Origin of the sequence: Anaeropeptidivorans aminofermentans, assembly GCF_940670685.1 — a bacterium.
GTDB classification, from domain to species: domain Bacteria; phylum Bacillota; class Clostridia; order Lachnospirales; family UBA5962; genus Anaeropeptidivorans; species Anaeropeptidivorans aminofermentans.
The window spans coordinates 2415583-2437598 of the sequence record NZ_OW711693.1 but is presented as its reverse complement, the minus strand read 5'-3'; the positions used below and the strand labels follow the sequence as shown (position 1 = coordinate 2437598).

The 22016-nt window shown below is 38.1% G+C and carries 19 protein-coding genes and 1 tRNA gene; 7 read left to right on the top strand and 13 right to left on the bottom strand.

Going from position 1 to position 22016, the window contains the following annotated elements:
• Positions 1 to 280 precede the first annotated feature (280 nt).
• From NBX03_RS10305 to yaaA, 5 genes are all read right to left on the bottom strand, one after another.
• Entirely contained in the window at positions 281 to 1231 is a 951-nt protein-coding gene (locus NBX03_RS10305) for a helix-turn-helix domain-containing protein (RefSeq protein ID WP_250227693.1), read from the bottom strand.
• Positions 1232 to 1269: 38 nt separating this feature from the next.
• Positions 1270 to 2748 (bottom strand): ABC transporter ATP-binding protein, encoded by a 1479-nt coding sequence (locus NBX03_RS10300; RefSeq protein ID WP_250227692.1) that lies wholly within the window; start codon positions 2746 to 2748, stop codon positions 1270 to 1272.
• Positions 2749 to 2778: 30 nt separating this feature from the next.
• On the bottom strand, positions 2779 to 3498 hold the full coding sequence (locus NBX03_RS10295; protein ID WP_250227691.1) for an energy-coupling factor transporter transmembrane component T: 720 nt from the start codon (positions 3496 to 3498) through the stop codon (positions 2779 to 2781).
• A complete protein-coding gene (locus tag NBX03_RS10290) occupies positions 3498 to 4079 on the bottom strand; it encodes an MptD family putative ECF transporter S component (RefSeq protein WP_250227690.1) in 582 nt (193 codons plus the stop codon). The genes NBX03_RS10295 and NBX03_RS10290 overlap by 1 nt, the downstream gene beginning before the upstream one ends.
• Before the next feature lie 205 nt (positions 4080 to 4284).
• On the bottom strand, positions 4285 to 5043 hold the full coding sequence (gene yaaA / locus NBX03_RS10285) for a peroxide stress protein YaaA (protein WP_250227689.1): 759 nt from the start codon (positions 5041 to 5043) through the stop codon (positions 4285 to 4287).
• 259 nt (positions 5044 to 5302) lie between these two features.
• Between yaaA and NBX03_RS10280 the strand changes: the two genes are divergently transcribed.
• Entirely contained in the window at positions 5303 to 6154 is an 852-nt protein-coding gene (locus tag NBX03_RS10280; protein ID WP_250227688.1) for an AraC family transcriptional regulator, read from the top strand.
• A 180-nt stretch (positions 6155 to 6334) separates the two neighbouring features.
• Positions 6335 to 6407: transfer RNA gene (locus NBX03_RS10275), tRNA-Lys, on the top strand.
• Positions 6408 to 6790: 383 nt separating this feature from the next.
• Here NBX03_RS10275 and NBX03_RS10270 read toward each other — a convergent pair.
• The 7 genes from NBX03_RS10270 to NBX03_RS10240 all read right to left on the bottom strand — a co-directional run bounded on the left by NBX03_RS10270 (position 6791) and on the right by NBX03_RS10240 (position 16028).
• On the bottom strand, positions 6791 to 8137 hold the full coding sequence (locus tag NBX03_RS10270) for a TldD/PmbA family protein (RefSeq protein ID WP_250227687.1): 1347 nt from the start codon (positions 8135 to 8137) through the stop codon (positions 6791 to 6793).
• Positions 8137 to 9522, bottom strand: coding sequence for a TldD/PmbA family protein (locus NBX03_RS10265; RefSeq protein WP_250227686.1), 1386 nt, complete (start codon positions 9520 to 9522; stop codon positions 8137 to 8139). The genes NBX03_RS10270 and NBX03_RS10265 overlap by 1 nt, the downstream gene beginning before the upstream one ends.
• A gap of 549 nt (positions 9523 to 10071) precedes the next feature.
• Positions 10072 to 11028, bottom strand: coding sequence for an ABC transporter ATP-binding protein (locus tag NBX03_RS10260; RefSeq protein ID WP_250227685.1), 957 nt, complete (start codon positions 11026 to 11028; stop codon positions 10072 to 10074).
• Positions 11025 to 12044, bottom strand: a complete 1020-nt coding sequence (locus tag NBX03_RS10255; RefSeq protein WP_250227684.1) for an ABC transporter ATP-binding protein — start codon at positions 12042 to 12044, stop codon at positions 11025 to 11027. The genes NBX03_RS10260 and NBX03_RS10255 overlap by 4 nt, the downstream gene beginning before the upstream one ends.
• Before the next feature lie 11 nt (positions 12045 to 12055).
• On the bottom strand, positions 12056 to 12976 hold the full coding sequence (locus tag NBX03_RS10250) for an ABC transporter permease (RefSeq protein ID WP_250227683.1): 921 nt from the start codon (positions 12974 to 12976) through the stop codon (positions 12056 to 12058).
• Positions 12977 to 13010: 34 nt separating this feature from the next.
• Positions 13011 to 13934: an ABC transporter permease gene (locus tag NBX03_RS10245; RefSeq protein ID WP_250227682.1), complete on the bottom strand. Its 924-nt coding sequence runs from the start codon at positions 13932 to 13934 to the stop codon at positions 13011 to 13013.
• Between the two features lie 351 nt (positions 13935 to 14285).
• Positions 14286 to 16028 carry a peptide ABC transporter substrate-binding protein gene (locus NBX03_RS10240; RefSeq protein WP_250227681.1) on the bottom strand — a complete coding sequence of 581 codons (1743 nt, stop codon included), beginning with the start codon at positions 16026 to 16028 and terminating at the stop codon, positions 14286 to 14288.
• Positions 16029 to 16451: 423 nt separating this feature from the next.
• Between NBX03_RS10240 and NBX03_RS10235 the strand changes: the two genes are divergently transcribed.
• Positions 16452 to 17372, top strand: a complete 921-nt coding sequence (locus NBX03_RS10235; protein ID WP_250227680.1) for a LysR family transcriptional regulator — start codon at positions 16452 to 16454, stop codon at positions 17370 to 17372.
• Positions 17373 to 17444: 72 nt separating this feature from the next.
• On the opposite strand, the gene NBX03_RS10230 is transcribed toward NBX03_RS10235, so the two are convergent.
• The gene (locus NBX03_RS10230) at positions 17445 to 18059 is read right to left on the bottom strand and encodes a GntR family transcriptional regulator (RefSeq protein ID WP_267134883.1); all 615 of its coding nucleotides are present in this window, start codon (positions 18057 to 18059) and stop codon (positions 17445 to 17447) included.
• Between the two features lie 459 nt (positions 18060 to 18518).
• Here NBX03_RS10230 and buk point away from each other — a divergent pair, with 459 nt between their 5' ends.
• From buk to NBX03_RS10210, 4 genes are all read left to right on the top strand, one after another.
• The gene (buk, locus tag NBX03_RS10225; RefSeq protein WP_250227678.1) at positions 18519 to 19625 is read left to right on the top strand and encodes a butyrate kinase; all 1107 of its coding nucleotides are present in this window, start codon (positions 18519 to 18521) and stop codon (positions 19623 to 19625) included.
• Entirely contained in the window at positions 19607 to 20683 is a 1077-nt protein-coding gene (locus NBX03_RS10220; RefSeq protein WP_250227677.1) for a branched-chain amino acid aminotransferase, read from the top strand. Before buk ends, NBX03_RS10220 begins: the two co-directional genes overlap by 19 nt.
• A gap of 42 nt (positions 20684 to 20725) precedes the next feature.
• On the top strand, positions 20726 to 21625 hold the full coding sequence (locus tag NBX03_RS10215) for a bifunctional enoyl-CoA hydratase/phosphate acetyltransferase (protein ID WP_250227676.1): 900 nt from the start codon (positions 20726 to 20728) through the stop codon (positions 21623 to 21625).
• Positions 21626 to 21799: 174 nt separating this feature from the next.
• Positions 21800 to 22006, top strand: a complete 207-nt coding sequence (locus NBX03_RS10210) for a 4Fe-4S binding protein (RefSeq protein WP_250227675.1) — start codon at positions 21800 to 21802, stop codon at positions 22004 to 22006.
• Positions 22007 to 22016 lie beyond the last annotated feature (10 nt).

Here is a 22016-nt window from a genome sequence, read left to right as displayed (position 1 = left end):
CTATTTTTCATAAACGGCTTAAACATATAGAATCCCTATGTTTAAGCCATTCAAAATATACATTTTTATTACTGTTTAATTTGAAATTTACTATAGCCTTAAGAAAGTAATAAAAATCTACTTTTTATAAACGGCTCAAATATATAAAATTGCTATGTTTAAACCATTTAAAATACATGATTTTTGTTACTTTAATTTATTTAGCATAAAGGGATTGCAGGTAAAATAATACTATGTTTTATTTTAATTCTCTACTCCGGGAAAATAAGTTTTGCTCCAATCAGACAATAGATTTTCTGTAGTCTCTTGGAGCTATGCCTATGATTTCTTTAAAGGCGGCAGAAAACTTACTGGGATTATCGTATCCCATTGCCGAGGATATTTCTCCTATGCTGTCATCAGTGGTTTTAAGCATGACGGCAGCTGCGTTCATTCTGTAGGTACGCATATAGTTATATATAGACGTTCCATATACGGCTTTAAAACATTGTTTCATTGCCGTAAGAGAAATATCGTACATTGAGGATAGCTCCGTAAGGGTATAGTGTTTTTGGGGCTGCTCAATGAGAAAGGCCATAATCCGCTTAATTTTTTCCACCTGATTTCTATGGAAATAAGGACGCTCGCATTCAGTGACAGGGGCGTCTACGGTACTTAGGAAGAGTAAAAGCTCCAGTATCTTTATTTTATGGTAGCTTGGTCTTATTTTTTCAGGAACATTGTAAAGCTCTGAAAATATATGGGCGATACTTAATCCCGCACGCATGATAAAGGGTTTTTCAGAGATTGAAAATCTATTGATAAGCTCGTAAATATCTACGTCATAACCCTCTAAAACGCCTTTTAAGGATTTAGAAGCTTCATGAGGGAAAATGCCCACAGTAAGGCCGTGATAATGCTTCAGGGGAAAGCTGAAGTTATTTGCATGGCTTTTCTGCGTATTTAATTGAAGGTCGCCTGTTTCCAGATATATATAGTGGTTAGGGTCAAGTTCCCATTCAATGCGGCCTTCCCGGCAGTGATTTATGCTGTACATCTCCACAGAAGGCTTGAACTCCGACACGCACTTTTCCATGTGAAAATCATTGTAATTTAAAATAATGCCGGGAAATACGCTGTAGCAGGTCATTGTGCCTTCGCCGGAATCATCTTTAACCTTGTAAACCCAGCAGTCCTTATCTTTAGATATAAACGTCACATTTGAGCCTAAGAAGGCAATTTTTTCAAACAAGCCTGATACACCGCCTTTTTATATAAATTTACTGTAGCCTATGAAAAATCATTGCTTGTAAAAAAATCAAGCATACGGGAGATACCATTTTTGTCAAGAGCATATTCTTCTTCTATTTTTCCGTTTTTAAGTTCTGTTACATAAGTACAGCAGTTTAATATAAGCTCCGGGTCATGGGTAATAACAAAAATGGTCTTGCCCTTGTTTTGAAGCCGGATAATATTTTCTGAAACCTCTCTCATATGTCTTAAATCAAGGCCGCTTGTAGGCTCGTCAAAGATGATAATATCTCTTTGGGAAGCTACTGCCGAAGCTATGGCGACCCGTTGCTTTTGACCGCCGGATAATGCCATGGGGTGTATATCCTTAAACGCTGAAAGATTAAGGCCTGCTAATATTTCTTCCCCTGCTTTTTCATCTTCCGTTTCCATACTGAGAAGGACTTCATCCATTACGCTTTCTGTAAAAAGCTGATGGTTCACGTCCTGCAAAACCATATAGCAATTTTTTAAACGGTCCTTTGCTTTAAGGCTTAAATTATTAAACTGCATAGTTCCCTTGCATTTTTTCTCAAGGCCGCATAAACATCTGGCAAAGGTTGATTTTCCGGCTCCATTATGGCCTATAACGGCTATAATGCTGCCCTTTGGAAAAGAGCAGCTTTTTATTTTTATACCTTCGCAGCCGTTTTTATATGTAAAGCAAAAATCCTCTAAGATTATTTTTTCCTCCGCAATCAAAGAAGGCGGTTGTTTTTCTGTTTTTCCTATGTTTTTAATTGAAATAGGGCGAAGGCCGAGAGAAATTCTTTCTTCTTCCGTAAGGCTTAAAAATTCAGAAGAAGTAAATTCTTTTTCTATTTTTCCGCTATTCATATAAATAACTCTATTTATCAAGCTGCTTAAATAATGAAGCCTGTGTTCTGATATAATTATTGTTTTTCCCTGGCTTTTCCATATTTTGAGAAGGAAATAAAGGTCCTCTGTTGCCCTTGCGTCAAGATTTGAGGAAGGCTCGTCAAGGACTATTATTTCAGGGTCCAAGGCAGATACGGAACCGCAGGCGATTTTTTGCTTTTCACCGCCTGAAAGGGCAAATATGCTTCTGTCCATGAGGTTTTCCATATTAAGCTCCATAGCGGTCTTTTCAATTCTTCTAAGTATCTCTTCTTCCTCCATACCCATATTTTCGCAGCCAAAGGCAAGCTCGCTTGTAGTATCTATATTAAAAAACTGAGAACGCGGATTTTGAAATACAGAGCCTACCACAGAGGCAGTTTCATAAAGGGGGGCCTTTGGAATATCCTTGCCCTTTACAATGATGTTCCCTTCGAGCCTACCCTCGTAATAATTGGGAATAAGACCGTTTATAAGGCGGGTAAGGGTAGTTTTTCCGCAGCCGGATTCACCGCATAAAAGAACGGTTTCTCCGGATTTTATAGTAAGGTTTATGTTTCTCAGCCCAGCTTCCCTGTCATTACTTTCATAATAAAATGAAACATTTTTTATTTCAATCATTGAAGTTCTCCTATACAGTCACAAACATTTTTAATAAATGCTCCAAAATAAAAATGCGGGTAATATGATCATTGCCGCTGCAAAATCCGGCGCTTTAAATCCTGTTTTGCATATATTTGTTCTTTTAACAGGAGCCCCAAGGCCCCTTGTTAAGGCAGCCGAAGAAAGCTCTTCGCCTATTTTTACTGTAGACATAAGTAAAGGAACGATAATGTATTCAAGCATAGCAAGGGGGTTTCCGCCCCCTAAACGTATTCCTCTCATTCTCATGGCATCGCTTATAGCGGCACTTTCCTCTTTTACAGTTGGAAAAAACCGAATCATAACCGCAAAAGGAATAATGATTTTAGGAGAAATTCTCATACGCTCCATAGAGGCGATTAATTCGCTTATTTTAGTTGTGCTTACAAGATAGTAGCCTGTAATTATGCCGGGAATAAAACGTGAAATTATTCCCGAAAAAATAATACATAATAAATTGAGAACGCCTGTGGTTATGTTTACAAGAAAAAGCTCGGTAAACATGGAAAAAGAAATAAAAGCCAAATAGAGAAAAGCCGGTTTGTATTTATATCCCGATAAGAGCATTATAAAGGGAAGGAGCCCAAAAAGCGGGCGGACAAATACAGAGGTCCCGCTTAATCCGCCGCCAACCATAACGACATTTACGCAAATCAGAATCATTATTTTTGTTCTGGGGTCAAGGTTTAAAGGCTTTTTTCCATTATTTGACGAAATATACTCAACCATTACGCTATCCCTGCCCTTTGGAAATGCTTTTTAAGCAGTGATTTTCCAAGAAATGCGCCTAAAAGCGCTCCCAGAGCTACGAAAGCAATCATTAGGAAAAATACCCACATGGGTGTTATTGATGCAAGCGTATCTGCATATGTATCGCCGTAGCCGTCTCTTGTGGAAGCGAAAAAGCTTTCCCTTAAAAAGAAAATAGGGAAAAGAAGCCCCATAATCCATTCGCTGAATATGGCATACCCTACTAATACCAATCCCCAGTTTTTATAATTTCCTTTCTTAAGGACAATATCGCTTAATAATCCAAAGCACACACCGAAGATAAGAATAGGCCATGGATGCCCTGTAAGAAACATAAAAAGGCTTAATAAAATGCCCATTATGGTTACCATGCCGAATTTATTTACTTTTGTAAGAAAAAGCATAAAAGGAATTCCTGCAACCAGCGGGCATATAATAGGTATGGCAAGCATTAAAACAGGAATATAGCCAAGCATGCCTGTGGTAAAAAATACAATAAAATAAATTGCGGTAAATATTCCGATGTTTATCAGGTCTTTTGCCTGAAGTTTATTGTTCATTAGATAATCCTCCTCTTTTAGTTATACTAAGCTAACTTTATTAGTTTAACTAATACTTTAGAGAATTTCTACTCCAAAAAGACAAAATATACCCCAAAAGGCAATATTGTATAATTTGATGCTATTTTGTTGCGGCTGGGAGGGTCTTTTATAATATATAGTGAATTTCTAAGCCGGCGGTTAGTGGAAAATACTTTTAAAGCGTCTATTTTAATTGATTACGTGGTTTGATAAAGACAAAATTATTTTTATTGGAATCTTTATCTGAAAATTTATAATTAAGCTTATCGAAATATTTTATATTCTCAGGGTCTGAAATATTGTTTTCCGCCATAAAGCGAACCATTTCTCCCCGGGCCATTTTACATTCTGTGCCTTTTTCGATTAGTTTTCCATCTTTCAATTGGGTAAAGAAACAGGTTATAAAGCTGATATTTTTCGGCAGATCATTGCTTATGCTTTTACTGTACTCTTTTGAGGCCAGGTTTATTATGGTACTGCTTTCTTCTGAGAGTTTTTTTGCAAGCTTATCCTTCCAGAATCCGTAAAGATTTTTATACGCATCTCCAGAGAGCTTTGCCTGCATTTCCAAGCGGTAGGGAGCTACACCGTCAAAAGGGCGGAGCAGGCCGTACATACCTGAAACAATATAAAGATGCTTTTTTATGTAAGCATATTGATTATACTCAAATACGCCCGGGGCCATGTATTGGTATTGAATGCCTTCATATGACAGTATGGCAGGAGTGAGTTTATTTTCAAAATCCATCGTATGAAGCCTTTCAAAATTCATTTTTGCCAGGGCATCGCTGCATGCCCATAATTTTTTAAGCTCATGATAGTCCATAGATTTTAGTTTCCCTAAAAGCGCTTTTGCTTCGGGAAGAAAATGGGGGAGAGCCTCATGAGGAAGGCTATCGGTATCAATATTCATTTTTTTAGCAGGAGATATTATTATTTTCATGTATTCACCTTGATTCTATATTGATTCTTCCTATTTTATCATAAAACTTATACTCGTTTAAATATGAAATAGCAGTATTATCTATTATTTGTTTTTCTTTGATTTTATGCCTCCTTAGCCACCTGCTTACTGAGGAATAAAAACAAATAGACTATAATATATATTAAGCCTTCATATGCATACTCTCATTTTTCGTATATAATTAAAGAGGAAAGCTTAAGTATATGCATATATACTTTAATTGTCAGGAGGCGATGGAGTGGAGTGGCTTAATAATTATAATAACGCCATAAAATATATTGAAGAACATTTGACTGAGGAGATGGACCTGTCGAAGCTTGGGAAAATTGCCGGCTGCTCAGGCTTTCACTTTCAAAGAATGTTCTCTTACATGGCGGAGATACCTCTTTCCGAATATATAAGGAAAAGAAAAATGACTTTGGCGGCAATGGATTTGCAAAAAGGGGAAAAGGTTATTGATGTCGCATTAAAATATGGATACGATTCCCCAACGGCATTTAACAGGGCCTTTCAAAATGTCCATGGTTTTGCACCGTCCTTAGCCAAGTCTGAGGGGATAAAACTGAAAGCCTTCCTTCCCATCAGCTTCAAAATAACAATTAAAGGAGAAGCTGAAATGAATTATAAGATTGAAAAGAAGGAAGCATTTAGAATTGTAGGTGTCAGCAAAAATTATATTTTGAATGTGGAAGATAATTTTAAAGAAATACCTAAGTTCTGGCAGGAAAGTGCGGCAAAAATACCCGAAATAATTTCTCTTATGAACAAACCGCCCTACGGCTTAATGGGGGTTTGTACCTGTATGGACGGAAAAAGCTTTGATTATTATATAGCCGTTTCCTCAGACAGGGAAATTCCAGAAGGCATGCAGGCCTATACTGTTCCCGAGGGCACATGGGCAGTATTTGAATGCATAGGCCCTATGCCTCATGCTTTGCAGCATATGCAAAGGCGGATTGTAACGGAGTGGCTTCCCACATCGGGATATGAATATGCCGATGCACCGGATATCGAAGTGTATTCTGAGGGAGATAATCAGTCCGAAGATTACAAAACGGAAATATGGGTTCCCATAAAAGAGAAGAAATAAAGAGAATTAAAACAAAACCGGATAAGGATTTATCCGGTTTTAAAATCCTAAAAAACGTTACGACAAGTTTTTATCTTTTTTAAAAAAAGCTATTGACAATGAAGGGGAAAGGCGGTATAATTTACACTGTTGTTCGGAAAGATGGACAACAAATACAATGAAAAACTGCTGTTTTATTATGCATCTTTAGCTCAGCTGGCAGAGCAACTGACTCTTAATCAGTGGGTCCGGGGTTCGAATCCCCGAAGGTGTATCTTATAAATAAGGGCTGTAGCGTTTATGCTATGGCTTTTATTTTTTGTTTTAATAATTTTTATTTTTATGAGTTAATTTGTTTTTTATATAGTAAACTGCCTTTATGGCTCTGTAAGCATTGGCTTTAGAGAGGATATAATAAATTTAAAGTGAAACAGTAACAAAACCATATATTCGTGTAGGCTCAAAAGTATGCCGCTTCCGAAGGGAATCTGTGTTATTGAACCTGCAGTGAATAGGTTTTTGTTACTTCCTTATGAGAGATTTACTATAAATAAGAAAAAAGTAAATTTACGATACGATTTCATATGAATTTAAGTATAAAAAGCTCTTTGCTTTAAAGCAAAGAGCTTTTTATACTTATTTTTAAGGTGATTAAAGTTATTTCCCTGCCACCGTAAGAGATTGAAATAGAATTGACGGGCAGGTGATGAAACTTAAATTTGCCATGGAAGAAAATGAGGTAGAGCCCCAGTCGTTTCCTATGGCGGAGATATTTTTCAACATATCAAAGAGATTGCCTGCAACGGTTATTTGCTCAACGCCGGACACTTCTTTGCCGTTTTCAATGAGGATTCCCGTGGATAAAAGGGAAATATCTCCTGTTAGGGTATTGATTCCGGCATGAAGGCCCTGAACATTTGTAATCACAATACCGGAACCCATGGAGGCTTTAAGCTCTTCGTAGGATAAATCACCCTTTGTTATGAATATATTGCTTACGCCTATGGAAGGGCTTTCCTGAATGGACTTTTTAAAGGCGTTTCCTGTGGAAACGGTGTTCATTTTGGAAGCGGTAGATTGATTATGAAGAATAGTTTCAAAAGCGCCGTTTGTGATGATGTTCTTTCTTTGGGTCTTGACGCCTTCATCGTCAAATGTTCTGTAAACCCGTCCAAATTTACTTACAGGGTCTTCATAGATATTCAGAATATCAGAAAACACCTTTTCTCCTATTTTATTTTTAAGAGGGCTCATATCGTTTAATATAACGTCAGCATAAAAAATAGGAAAAATCATAGATAATATTTCAGCAAACACCGTATTTTTAAAGATAACAGCATAATTTCCGCTTTCGGGAATTACAGAATTTAAAAGCGCCGTACTTTCCTTCAGGGCCTCTTTGCTGATAATTTCCATAAGGCCCTTATCATAGGCTTTAGAGGATCTGTAGCTTCCGCTGCTTTTTTTAATATTATTTTCCTCGGAAATAATATCTATATTTTGGAATATATAGCCTGAGCTGTTATGGCAGCTTTTTCCATTCTCGTCCATTAAAGTTATCTTTTCATGAGCCTTAACCGTGGAGAAGTGATTGATATTGCTGATTCTTTTATCCGAGGCATAGAGCTTTTCTTCCAGTGCCGCCATATGAGAAAGGATTTCACTGTTTTCGGGAAACACAAGCGCTTCTTTTGAAGTTAAGCTTTCGTCAATGTCGTAGGCGATAAAGGGCTTTTTGTTATATTCCGCGGTAGCCTTGATGATTTCGGCATATTCGTTAAATAAGTCTTTATTTAAATTTTCTATGTATACGCTTCCCAGATTGCAATTATAGTTTCCTTCTGCAAAAACACGCTGGACTGAAGAAACAGAGCTTCCGTCACTTTCGCCTTTATATAAGGAAAGAGAAGTTTTTTCAGCCTCCGATATATAATATCTTATATCTTTGATGCCTTTACTTTTAAGGGTATCGGAAAGGCTTTTAAGAAGGTCTTTATCAATCATTATTCAACACCTCCTATGGTCATGTTGTTAACCCTTACGGTTGGCTGGCCTGCACAGATGAATAAAGCTCCGCTTCCTGCAAAGCAGAAGCCGTCACCGATTTCAAGATTATTTCCTACCATGTCTACCTGTTTTAGAATATTGATTCCTGTTCCGATTAAGGAAGCACCTTTTATGGGGTAGGTTATTTTTCCGTTTTCAACCATATAGCTTTCAAGGGTAGAGAAATTAAATTCTCCCGTAAGAGGGTCTACGGAGCCGGCGTTAATATGGCTTACAAAAATTCCTCTTTCGGTATTTGCAATCATATCTTCTTTTTTGCTTTCTCCCGGCATAATATAAGTATTTGTCATTCGGGAAGTAGGAGCAAAGCGGTAATTTTGCCTTCTGGAAGAGCCTGTGGGATTCATGCCCATTCGCTTTCCGTTTAGTCTATCCACCATGTAGCCCTTTAAGATACCCTTTTCTATGAGAACGTTTCTCTGAGTAGGGGTCCCTTCGTCATCCATATTTAAAGAACCCCACATGCCCGGCATGGAGCCGTCATCAATCAAAGTAAGGATTGGGCTTGCAACTTGGGTGCCAAGCTTTCCGCAGAATTCGCTTGTGCCTTTTGATACAAAAGAGGCTTCAAGGCTGTGGCCGCAGGCCTCATGGAAAAGAAGGCCGCCGAAGCCGTTATCCGCTATGACGCTCATTCTTCCGGCAGGAGCATATTTTGCGTCAAGCATGGCGATGGCCATACGGCAGCTGTCTTTTGTAATATAATCAAGGTCGGCGTTTTCGTAAAATTCAAAGCCTTTCATAGCACCGGCGCTTCTATAGCCCATATAGACATTGTTTTTATTTTCTGCCATAGCGCCGATTCTCACACGGGTCTTTACCCTTTGGTCCTCTGCGTAAAGGCCGTCAGTATTGGCGATGATTACGTTTTGAACACCATCGTAATAATTTACGGTTATTTTCTTTATTTTTTCATCGTATTGATTTCCTGTGGAAACGATATTTTTAAGAAGGTCAATTTTTTTGCTGTAATCTGTTTTCGTAGGAAGAATGAGGGCAGGGCTTTTATTTTCTACGGTTTTAAGCTCTCCTAAAGGCCTGTAGCCTGCCTTTTCTCTTTCTTTTAAAGTAGCGGCGGCGTCTCTTGTCATTTTAATCAGGTTTTCTTCCCTAAGGTCATTGGTATAGGTATATATATTGTCAAGACCTGAAAAAATTCTTATGCCTATGCCGTAATCCTGATTGATTACGCCGCTTTCAATGGTATTATTATTCATTTGTATAGAGGTAGATTTGCTGTCTTCTAAAAATACCTCTCCATAGTCTGCGCCTCTTTCGGTGGCAGCAGAAAGGATTCGCTCAATAACTTCTTTTCTCAGCATTAACATCCTTCTCTCTAAATTCATTAAAAAACCCCTGTATGAAACAGGGGGCTTATGAGAATCTATTCTCAAAAATTTCATATATAGTAAAACAGTTGAATCACAGCAACAAAAACCGTAATTTTGAATGGCTTAATATAAGTGCTTCTATGTATTTAAGCCGTTTATGAAGAATAGTTTTTGTTACTACATTAAAACTGTTTTACTTAGTATTAAGCAAAAATGCTTAAAGGCGTATGAAAGTAAATTCTCAAGGGCTTGCTCCCTTGAATATCAAAGCCAAAACAAATTCTGTAGTTAATAAAGCTAAGAGGCTGATTTTGTCAAATAAACATTTTTTAACTATAGTAAAACAATTAGATTACAGTAACAAAAACCGTATATTTTGAATGGCTTAATAGAAGGGGCTCTATTATATTAAGCCGTTTATGAAAAATAGGCTTTTGTTACTACTTTAAAGTTGTTTTACTATATAAGGAAACGTTTTCTTGAAAAATGGTTTATAAGCTAAAGCCTATATATCATTTTTTCAAGTTCGCTTTGTATAAATTAAGCGTGATGGCACGCAACAAAATGGCCTTCTTTTAATTCCCGAAGCTCCGGGATATCGGTTTTACATAGTTCTGTTGCAATAGGGCATCTTCCGTGGAATTTGCAGCCTGACGGAGGGTTAATAGGGCTTGGAACTTCTCCTTCAAGCTTATAGCCTTTCTTTTGTCCCAGATTATCAGGGTCCGCCTCGGGGATTGCGGCAATGAGCGCCTTTGTATAAGGGTGCATTGGATTGTCATAAAGCTCTATATTTGATGCAAGCTCTACCATTGAACCTAAATACATAACGCCGACTCTGTCGGAAATATGCTTTACCATGGAAAGGTCATGGGAGATGAACAAATAGGTGAGCTGGTCTTCTTTTTGAAGACGGATTAAAAGGTTTACAATCTGAGCCTGAATAGATACGTCAAGAGCAGAAATAGGCTCGTCGCAGACGATAAATTTAGGCTCTACAGCCAATGCCCTTGCAATACCGATACGCTGACGCTGCCCGCCGGAAAGCTCGTGGGGAAAGCGGTTCTGGTAATCAGGGGTAAGGCCGACCCTTTCAAGTAAAGTTTTAATTCGCTTATTTTTTTCCTCTGTTGAAATATTAAAATGAACATCCATGCCTTCGCCGATGATTTCCCCGATGGTCATACGCGGGTCCAAAGAGGCATAAGGGTCCTGAAAAATCATCTGGCAGTCTTTTTTAAACTTCAGCTTTTCTTTGCCTTTTAAGTCATCGTTGTTGATGCCGTTTATAATGATTTCTCCGCCGGTTTTTGGGTATATGCCGAGGATTGTCCTTCCGCAGGTGGTTTTGCCGCAGCCGGATTCTCCAACAAGCCCCAGGGTTTCGCCTTTATTTATGGTGAAGGTTATATCGTCTACGGCTTTCAAGGTTCCCTTATTTTTAACATTGAAATATTTTTTAAGGTTTTTAACCTCTAAGATCGCTTCTTTTTTCATCTTAACACCTCATCTTCGTAAAATCCTTTGACCTTCGGCGCACCGGGGTGCATCAGCCAGCAGCTTACCTTATGAGTATCGGATAAGGAGACTTCGGCAGGGGGTTCTTCTTTGCAGATTTTCATGCAGTATTCGCACCTTGCGGCAAAGGGACAGCCCTTTAAAGGTAAAACCAAGTCGGGAGGTGTGCCAAGGAGGGTGTAAAGCTTTTCCTTGGTGTTTTTAGCAAGTTTCGGTATGCTTTTTAATAAAGCCCATGTATAAGGATGCTTAGCATTCTGGAATATTTCAGGAGTGCTTCCTCTTTCCATAATTTGCCCGGCATACATTACCTGAATACGGTCGGCATAGTTTGCTACTACCCCCAAGTCATGAGTAACAAGGATAACGGCCGTACCTAAATTTTCCTTAAGCTCGTGAATAAGATGCAGAATCTGCGCCTGTATTGTAACGTCAAGGGCTGTTGTAGGCTCGTCTGCAATTAAAACATTGGGATCGCAGGAAAGGGCAATGGCAATCATAACTCTTTGGCGCATACCGCCGGAAAGCTCATGAGGATAGCTGTCAACTCTCTTTGCTGCATCGGGGATTTTTACAAGTTCAAGGATTCTGATGGCTTCTTTTTTAGCGTCTGCTTCGTTTAAATTTCTGTGTATTTTAAGGCTTTCCATGATTTGCTTGCCTACAGTCATCGTAGGGTTCAAGCTTGTCATAGGGTCCTGAAAAATCATGCTTATTTCTTGACCTCTAAAGGAATTCAGCTCTTTTTTATTCATGGCAAGAACGTCTTTGCCGCTGTATTTGATTTCAGAGCCTTTTTTGATTTCAGCAACACTTGGATTCAGAAGCCTAAGGATAGACTTTGCCGTAACGCTTTTACCGCAGCCGGATTCCCCTACGAAGGCAAGGGTTTCCTTCTTTTCAAGGTGAAAGCTTACGCCTCTTACTGCTTTTACTTCCCCTGCATAAGTATTAAAAGAAACGTGTAAATTATTAACTTCTAATATTTTATCCATTTATACACCTTCTACTTTCTAAGTTTAGGGTCCAGAGCGTCCCTGAGGCCATCGCCTATCAGCGTAAAGCTAAGCATGGTAAGAGCGATGAGAAGCGCAGGGAAGAACAATTGATACGGATAGAACATAAACTTCTGCTGTGCGGCGGAGGCGAGAGCACCCCAGCTTGTGTTGGGCGGCTGAATACCTAAGCCTATATAGCTTAAAAAGGCTTCGGAGAAGATGTAGCCTGGTATATCAAAAGTAATGGCAACGATAATGATACCGAGGGTATTTGGTATAAGATGGCGTGTAATAATTTTAAAGGGGCTTACCCCAAGGGCCTCTGCCGCCATAACAAATTCATTGCTTTTCAGCTGAAGAATCTGTCCTCTTACCATACGGGCAATATTACACCAGCCTGTAATCGTAAGGGCGACAATCAGCGTACCGAGACTCTTTGAATCTGTAATAACCATGATTAAAATAACGATGATAAGATAGGGGATACTCATGAGTATTTCAACGATACGCATCATAATGGTATCTACTTTTCCCCCGAAATAAGCGGAAATACCGCCGTATATTGTTCCAACAAAGCTGGATATAAAAGCGCCGAAAAGACCGATGATAATGCTGACACGGCCGGCAATCCATACTCTTGCGAAAATATCCCGGCCAAGCTCGTCGGTACCGAACCAGTGTTCAATGCTTGGGGGCTTGTTTTTATTCAAAGCATCCATCTGTTCAAAGGAATAGCCGCTTAAGGCAGGGCCTATAATCATCATTATAATAAGAACTAAAAGCACAAAAAGCGCAACAAGAGCAATTTTATTTTCCTTATATCTTCTCCATGCATCCTGCCAGTAGTTTACCGGCGGACGACCCTTCAGCTCCATTGCAGACTTATCTATGCCTATAATCTCAAATTTATCCGAAGATATATTTTCCATAGTAAACCTCACTTTTAAAATTGGATTTTAAGACTTAGTCTGTAATTCTTATTCTCGGATCAATAAATACATAGAGAATATCAACTAAAAGCTGTACAATAACAAATAAAGCCGCATAGAAAACCGTTATGCCTAAAATCATGGAATAATCTCTGTCGTTTATGCTGTTTACATAGTAGAAGCCTAATCCGGGGATGGCAAATATTTTTTCTACTACGAAGCTTCCTGTAAAGATACCGGCAATTCTTGGCCCAAGCATCGTAACACAAGGAAGAATTGCATTCTTTATGATGTGGTCCGTTACAATTCTAAAGCTGCTTACGCCTTTTGCCTGAGCAGTAAGAATATAATCCTGATTATTTACTTCAAGAACGCTTGATTTCATGTATCTTGCATAAGTAGCAATTACACCGAAGGACAATGCGATTACAGGAAGCACCATATGGGAAGCTTTTCCCCAGCCGGTGGTAGGAAGAACAGGAATTTTTACCGTAAGGGCATATTGAAGCAAGGCGCACATGACAAAAACAGGGATGGTGGTTCCTACAATGGCCACAAACATAACGATATAGTCGGGCCACCGATTTCTGTTAAGGGCTGCTATGATACCAAGGCTTACCCCCACAACAAAGCCGATGAAAAGAGCGGCGCCTCCGGTTTTACCGGATACGACGGAGTTTGTTGCAACAGTATCTGTGATGCTTCTGCCGGGATATCTTAAGGATTCTCCCAAATCGCCTTTTGCAAGATTTTTCATAAAGATTGCGTATTGTTCCGGCTTTGATTTATCTAAGCCGTATTTTTTATAGTAGTTTTCCATTGTCTGCTGGGGAAGGTTCTTTGCAAGGTATGAAAGCGGGTCCCCGGGAATACTGTGAATCATAAAAAATGTAGCTGTAATGATAATAAATAAGGTTATAAGCATATAAAATATTCTTTTTATTATATACTTTAACATTCCAATGCTCCCCCTTTAATGAGGCAGATAAATACTTAAGCATTTAACAGATAAAAAGCCTGCTGAATACATAGGTCTGCCTTAATATAGATTACTTCAATTATACTTTTAATATGGGCTAAATATATAGGCTTGATCAGATAATAACAAATATAAATAATAAAGTAAATTTCTCATAAAGAAGTAACAAAAACCTATTTATGGATATAGGATTTTGTTTCTGTTTAACTTTAACTTACTATATCTGATGTTTTTATATTTTGCTTTAATACCCTTAATAGATAACAAAGCCGGTTCGGCAATTCAAACCGGCTTTGTAACGGCCTATACTTAGATACTTATTTCTTATATTTATGGTCTGCCCTGAGTATAAAGATTTCTGTAACCTTGTGTAAGGAGAGGTCTGTCAGCCATGTTTTTAACATAATCATATGCGTAAGAAATACGTTTTGGATAAATAACAGGATTTACAACGCCTTCTTCGTAAAGCATAAGGTTTTCAGCTTCCTGATATAATTCAATACGTTTTGCGTCATACATTTCCACGGAAGCCTGAGCCATTAATTTATCATATTCTTCGTTAACCCATCCTGTGTTAATAGCGTTTGATGTGCTGATAAGAAGGCTTAACATTGAATAAGGATCGTTATATTCTGCGCCCCAGCTCATGTAGCCGATCTGGAAATCTCCTGATACGATTTTAGACTGGAACATTGGCCAATCGTTAAGTTCTATTTCAAGGTTTACGCCAAGGTTCTGCTTTAATATCTGCTGGAAGAATTCACCCATGGTTCTCATTCTCTGGCTTGTTCCGCCAAGGCTCCATACTACTTTAAGTGTTGAAGGATCGTCGCCTAAGCCAAGCTCTTCCATACCCTTTAAGAGAAGTGCTTTAGGGTCGGGATTTTCTTCAATAAGCTTCTTTAAAGGCTCTTCTGCAACGCTTCTGTATTCTGTGGCGTCAACAGCAACACCCTTTGGAACCCAGCCGTAGGCAGGCTCTGAATAACCGCTGAAAAGAACTTCATTAAACATATCTCTGTCTAATGCTACGATAAACGCTTTTCTGATGTTGGCATTTTTAAATAATTCGTCCTGTGTGTTAAAGAAAGAATAATAGTTAGAGGTTAAGGTATAGTCTATTCTGTATGTTCCGTCTTTCTTGTCGAATCTGTCTACCCATTCTTCGATTGTTGTAGCAACAGCGTCAATAGAGCCGTTATCAAAAGAGTTGTGACGGGCATTGTCATCGTCAAGAATTTTAATGTTTACTTTTTCAAGCTTAATATTGTCTTTGTTCCAGAACTTGTCGTTTCTAACTAAATTAAGCTCGGAGTTATGAGTCCAGCTTGAAAGTACAAAAGGTCCGTTTGAAAGAATTGTATCAGCTTCTGAACCAAATTTATCGCCCTGTGCTTCGATAATATCTTTACGAACAGGGGACATATTGTTCTGATAAGTAAGGCTTAAGAAATAAGGTGTAGGCGCCCCAAGAGTAATTTCAAGAGTGTTTTCGTCAATTGCTTTTACCCCAAGCTCATCAACGCCCATTTCGCCTGCCATAACAGCCTCTGCATTTTTAATCGGTGTTAAAAGGTAAGAGTTTGGAGAACCTGTTGCAGGATCTATCGATCTTTTAATACCGTATTCGTAATCCTGTGCAGTAACCTTCTGGCCGTCTTGCCAGTAGTTTTCTCTTAATTTAAAAGTATAAACAGTATTGTCAGGAGAAATATCCCAGCTTTCAGCGCCGGCAGGAGAAATTTCAGCTTCCCCGTCAGCATTTACCTGATACACTGTAAGCTTTTCCATGATGTTGTTTAAGATGCCGTTTGCATATTCATCCGCGGCTTTGCCCGGGTCAAGAGTAGCAGGCTCTGAATTAAGATAATCGTTGAAGTACTGAACTTCGTCGATTGCGTCCGAGGGTGTTTCGGGAGCCTTATCCGCAGGAGCCTCTGCTGAAGGAGCAGCTTCAGAAGGAGCAACTTCAGAAGGTGCAGGCGCTTCCGCTCCATTGCCGCCGCAGCCTGAAAGGGCGGAAATCGCCATCAGTGCTGTGAGGCTTAATGCTAACAATTTGTTTCTTTTCATTTGGTGTTACCTCCTTAATAATTTAAGATTGCAGGTTATAAAAAAGAAATAAATTTATTTATCTGCTCTCATATTTAAAATTCTCTTGAATATATTTTATATCTGTTCACTTTGTTAAATATAAGACGAAAACAGAATAGCAAAAACAGTATAAAAGAGAATCTACTTAAATTAATTTTTATATGGCTATCTATTTAGCTATATAAATTAGAAAATATGAAAGCAAGTAAGCGAAAAAAATAAAAAATTTACAAACAAAAAAATAAGAAAATTATATTAATGTAAAAACTGCCATAATGCCAGTACGGTAATAGCTTAACATTAGTTACAATTTATGATAACATAGTATTTGATAATATTGTTATATAAAAGTCTAACCATGATATAGAAAAAAAATATATATAAGGACAAGGATTGATTACGATGACAATGGAACATTTAGCATATATTCTTGAAATAAACAGATATAGGTCCATTAACAGGGCATCTAAAACGTTGTTTATTTCTCAGCCGACCTTAAGCAGCATATTAAAAAATATTGAAAATGAAATCGGCTATCGGATATTTGACAGAACAACAACCGGCATTATTCCCACGGAGCAGGGAAAGAAATTTATTGAATCGGCTGAAAAAATGTTTAACGAATATAAAAGAATGAAGCTTGTTCCTGATATTAACTACGAAAGTGAAAATCTTTCTATATCTGCATCGTCTTCTTCTATGTTTTCCAATGCCTTTTTTAGTTATAAAAAGGACCATCCTGTGAATTTTTCTTCAAGGGATATTTACAGAGAGGAAGTTCTTGACCAAAACTTTCAAGACGTTATAACGAGAAGATGCAGAATGGGTCTCACATACTTTTCCAGATATGATTTGGAAATATACAGAAATTATGCAGTTAATAATAATCTTGAATTAAAGGTTTTAAAAGAGGGGCTTCCTATAAAGATTGCCGTATATAAGGACCACCCTCTGGCTAAAAGAGATAAGGTGGATTTTGACGAGCTTATTCAATATCCTTTTGTAACTTATGATGATTTGGATTTTGAAAAAAACCTTGGGGCTGTAGGGGTAGATTCGGAAGGAAGCGATATACAGTTTATTTCAAGCCGCGCAAGCTATTACGATGCCATAAGATTATGCGGCTATATTGCTTTTTCCTTCGATTTTGCTCCTGATGAGGCAGAAAGGCTTGAATGCGTATGCCTAAATCTTGATAATGTTGATGATGATTATGTGGTTGTATATTTTACATGCGATGATTATATTTTAAATGAAAGAGAAAAGCATTTTATTGAATATCTTAAAAACTATATGGACAAGAATTTTTCGTATAATAAATAGGAATATTTTTATGAATAACAAAAGAAAAAACACCTGTTTCAGGTGTTTTTTCTTTTGTTATTGTATTCTTTTTTAAAAAAATGCGTTTCGAAGCTGGTCAATGTAATATTCAAGATGCATATACAGCACATTTAAAGCATTATCTAAATCCCTTTCCTTTATACATTTGCAAAGTCTGATAAGAGAACCCATATCCCCCACCTCTTTAAGATTAGGATTTGCATTTTTCATATAATACCACCATCTTTGCTCATAATAATGAAGCTCCTGAAGGTATCGCAGCAGTATATCGTTATCGCAGAGCTTCCATAGGGTTTCATGGAATTCCACGTCAATTTCTATTGCTTCTGCACTTGATGTTTCGGGAGAATTGCATTTTTGCGATAGATATTCAAGCTTATCCATAGTTTCCTTTGGAATATCAATATCCATAATGGTAGTAATGACAAGGGTTTCCAATGCCTTTCGAACATTAAAGCTTTTTTTAAGCTCATTCATCTCTATAGTAGAAACCTGAATCCCTATTTTAGGAATAATGGTTATCCATTTTTCATTTTGAAGGGCCTTTAACGCCTCCCGAACAGGGGTACGGCTTACGTTAAATTCAGCTGCTATGCTATTTTCGCTCAAAACTTCCCCGGGTAAATATATATTTGTGATAATACGCTTTTTAAGCTCAGTATAAATTCTGCCTACACAATTATTTTCGATAGCGCTACACTCCTATTAAAATTTAATCAAAACACATTTTATATTAGATTATACGTCAAGGAACTAAAACTGTAAAGTGTGGGTCTATATTAAAGAAGATAATTCTTAAAACGCAGAAGGGTAAAAATATATAAATAGTAACTTTCAATAAAAACAATCATAGTTATTTTGTTATAATGCTAAAAATAAAATCTTGATTATCGAATGTGTTTACAATAATTTTTCCATATGATATGATCATTATAACACAACTTGTATACAAGTTGTACCACAAAACAAAAATTAATTTGTATACAATTAAAACCATAAGAAACATATACTTATAGTAAACAGAAACTATTAATACGGAAAGCCATTTACGTTAAGAATCAGTTGCCTCAACTGATTTTTTAAGCAGTTTATTTTAATCTATCAGTATGGGAGGGGGATATGCCTTTGAATAAAGAATATAAAATGCTCATCATAAATCCCGGTTCTACTTCTACAAAAATAGCAATTTATGAAAATACATATTTGCTTTTTGAAAAGAAAATAAGCCATAAGGTAGAAGAGCTTAAGTCTTATGAAAACATAGTAGACCAGCTTGAATTTAGAAAAGACCTGATTATAAAGGCTTTAGACGAATCCGGCATAGCCGTTCATGAGCTTGACGCCGTAATAGGCAGAGGCGGTCTTATGATGCCTGTTAAATCGGGAGTTTATAAGGTGAGTCCTTATATGCTAACCATATTAGAATCAGCCGAATACGGCGAACATGCTTCAAATTTAGGGGCTTTTTTGGCTTATGAAATAGCTAATGGCATAGATAAGCCTTCCTACATAGCAGACCCTGTAGTTGTAGATGAGCTTCAGGATATAGCCAGGCTTTCAGGCATTCCCCAAATAGAAAGGAAAAGTATTTTCCATGCTCTTAACCATAAAGCCGTAGGCAGAAGGGCAGCGAATGCAGTCGGTAAGCCTTATGAAGACTGTAATTTTATTATAGCTCACTTAGGGGGAGGAATTTCCGTTGCTGCCCACAGAAAAGGCGAATGTATAGACGTAAATAATGCCTTGGGCGGAGAAGGGCCTTATTCCCCGGAAAGAGCAGGGGGTCTTCCCGTATTCAGCATTATTGATATGTGTTTCAGCGGTGAATATACCTGCAGCCAGATAAAGAAGCTTTTAGTAGGCCAAGGGGGCTTAAGCGCATATTTAGGAACAAACGACGGCATGGAAATATCTAAAATGATTGAGTCCGGCGACAAGAAGGCAGAACAGGTATTTTTTGGTATGGGCTATCAGGTTGCAAAGGAAATAGGCGCAATCTCTGCGGTTTTGCACGGCGAAGTAGATGCGGTTTGCTTAACCGGCGGCCTTGCCCATAATAAAGATTTGGTTGAGTATATTGAAAAGATGGTTAAGCATTTAGGAACCGTTATGGTTTTTCCAGGGGAAGATGAAATGCTTGCCCTTGCGGAAAGTGGTTTAAGAGTTCTTTCAAATAAAGAGGAAGCGAAAATTATTCAAGGAGGGCAATTTTTATGGATAAGTACGGTATAGAATTCATCGAGATAGCAGAGAAAAAAGAGAAGCCTCAAAGTGACAAAATGGCTTTCGGTAAGCATTTTACCGACCACATGTTTGTGATGGAGTATGAAAAGGATAAAGGCTGGCACAGCCCTAAAATTATTCCCAACGAGCCTATCCTTATAGACCCTGCGGCGATGGTTTTCCACTATGGCCAGGCAGTTTTCGAAGGTCTTAAAGCTTACAGAACAGAAGATAACCGTATCCTTCTTTTCAGACCGGAAAAAAACTTCAACAGGCTTAATGTCTCTGACGAGAGAATGTGCATCCCTTATATTGATGTGGATTTGGCTGTTCACGCTTTAAAAGAGCTTGTAAAAGTTGATTCTGAATGGGTTCCTGATGCGCCGAATACTTCTCTTTACATACGCCCCTTTGTTATAGCTACGGAAGCGGCCTTAGGCGTGCATCCTTCTCATAATTTTAAATTTATGATCATTATGTCTCCTGTGGGGCCTTATTATGCGGTGAAAGGCCTTGAACCGGTTCAAATTTTTGTTGAAGACGAATATGTAAGAGCCGTAAGAGGCGGCATCGGCTTTACAAAATCTTCCGCCAACTACGCCATTAGTCTTAAGGGCCAGCAAAAGGCCATAGAAAGAGGCTTTGCTCAGGTTTTATGGCTTGACGGAATAGAAAGAAAATACATTGAAGAAGTTGGAACAATGAATGTATTCTTCAAAATTAACGGCGAGCTTGTAACCCCTGAATTAAGCGGAAGCATCTTGCCCGGCGTTACAAGAGATTCTGTTATCGCCCTTGCAAAAAGCTGGGGAATGACAGTTACTGAAAGAAAAATCTCCATAGATGAATTATTTGAAGCCCATGAAAAAGGCATTCTCGAAGAAGCCTTCGGCTCAGGTACAGCTGCCGTTATTTCACCCGTTGGAAAATTCGTTATGGGAGATAAGGAAATTATCATCAATAACGGAAAAACAGGAGAGTTTTCTCAAAAGGTTTACGATACCCTTACTGGCATTCAATACGGAAGAATAAAAGATGAATTCGGATGGACGGTAGAAGTTAAGTAATTTGAATGAGACAGATTTATCATCTTGTAATGGAGGTAATGAATGGTTAATAACTTTGAGGAAATGTGTGCGCTTGCCCTTCAATATTCCAATAATACCATAGCTGTGGCGGCGGCCGAGGATATAGAGGTTCTTTCGGCAGTTGAAAACGCAAGGAAAAGAGGCCTTTCCGAAGCAATTCTTGTAGGCGATGAAGAAAAAATAAGAGAAATTGCTTTAAAAAACAATATAGAGATTCATAATTTTAAGATAATAAACGAAAATGACAAGGCGGAAAGCTGCCGGTTAGCAGTTAAGCAGGTTTCCGATGGAAATGCCAATATACTTATGAAAGGCCTTGTGGATACTGCGGTATTTTTAAAAGCGGTTCTTGCTAAGGAGGCAGGCTTAAGGACGGAAAACCTCCTTTCACACGTAAGTATGTTTTCCGTTAAAAACTACCATAAAATTATTTTTGTAACAGACCCTGCCATAACATTGCTTCCAGATATTGAGCAGAAAAAAAGCATTGTGGAAAACGCAGTATACGTTGCGAGAAAATTTGGTATTGAAGAGCCTTATGTTGCTCCCATTTGTGCAATAGAAAAATTTAATCCTAAAATGCAGGCTACGGTAGATGCAAAGGCTCTTTCTGAAATGAATGCAGCAGGAGATATCAAAAACTGTTACATATCAGGGCCTGTTTCTCTTGATATTGCCCTTTCAAAGAAGGCCGGTGACCATAAGGGTTATACCGATAAAATAGCGGGAAACGCAGATATTCTTTTAATGCCTAATATTGAGTCGGGTAATATTCTTCATAAGGCCATTGTTTATCTTTCGGAAGGACAATGTGCAGGGGCTGTGGTAGGCGCAAAATGCCCCATTGTGATGACAAGCAGGGCAGATTCTGATATATCTAAAATTTATGCTATCGCTGCTGCCGTATTAATATCAAATTAATAGGGCAAAGAAAAAAGGTTTGCACTATACGGACTAAAAAATGATACAAGTGTAAACCTGTGAATTATTTTAAGTAAGCGTCTCTTAGGTTAACAAACTTGTTTTGGTGTTTGTTAAGAGTAATGAGGGATTACAGTTAGGATTTAGGTTTAAATAGAATAAGGGGGGATTTTTGTGGCTCACATAGTCATAGATGAAAACAAGTGCAAGGGTTGCAGCTTATGTGTTAATTTCTGCCCTAAAAAGATACTTGAAATTGATAAGCACAAGGTTAACTCAAAAGGATATAATCCGACAAGCTGTACAGATGCTTCTCAATGCATTGGATGCGCATTCTGCGCTACGGTTTGTCCAGACATGGTTATTGAGGTTTTTAGATAGAAGAACTACG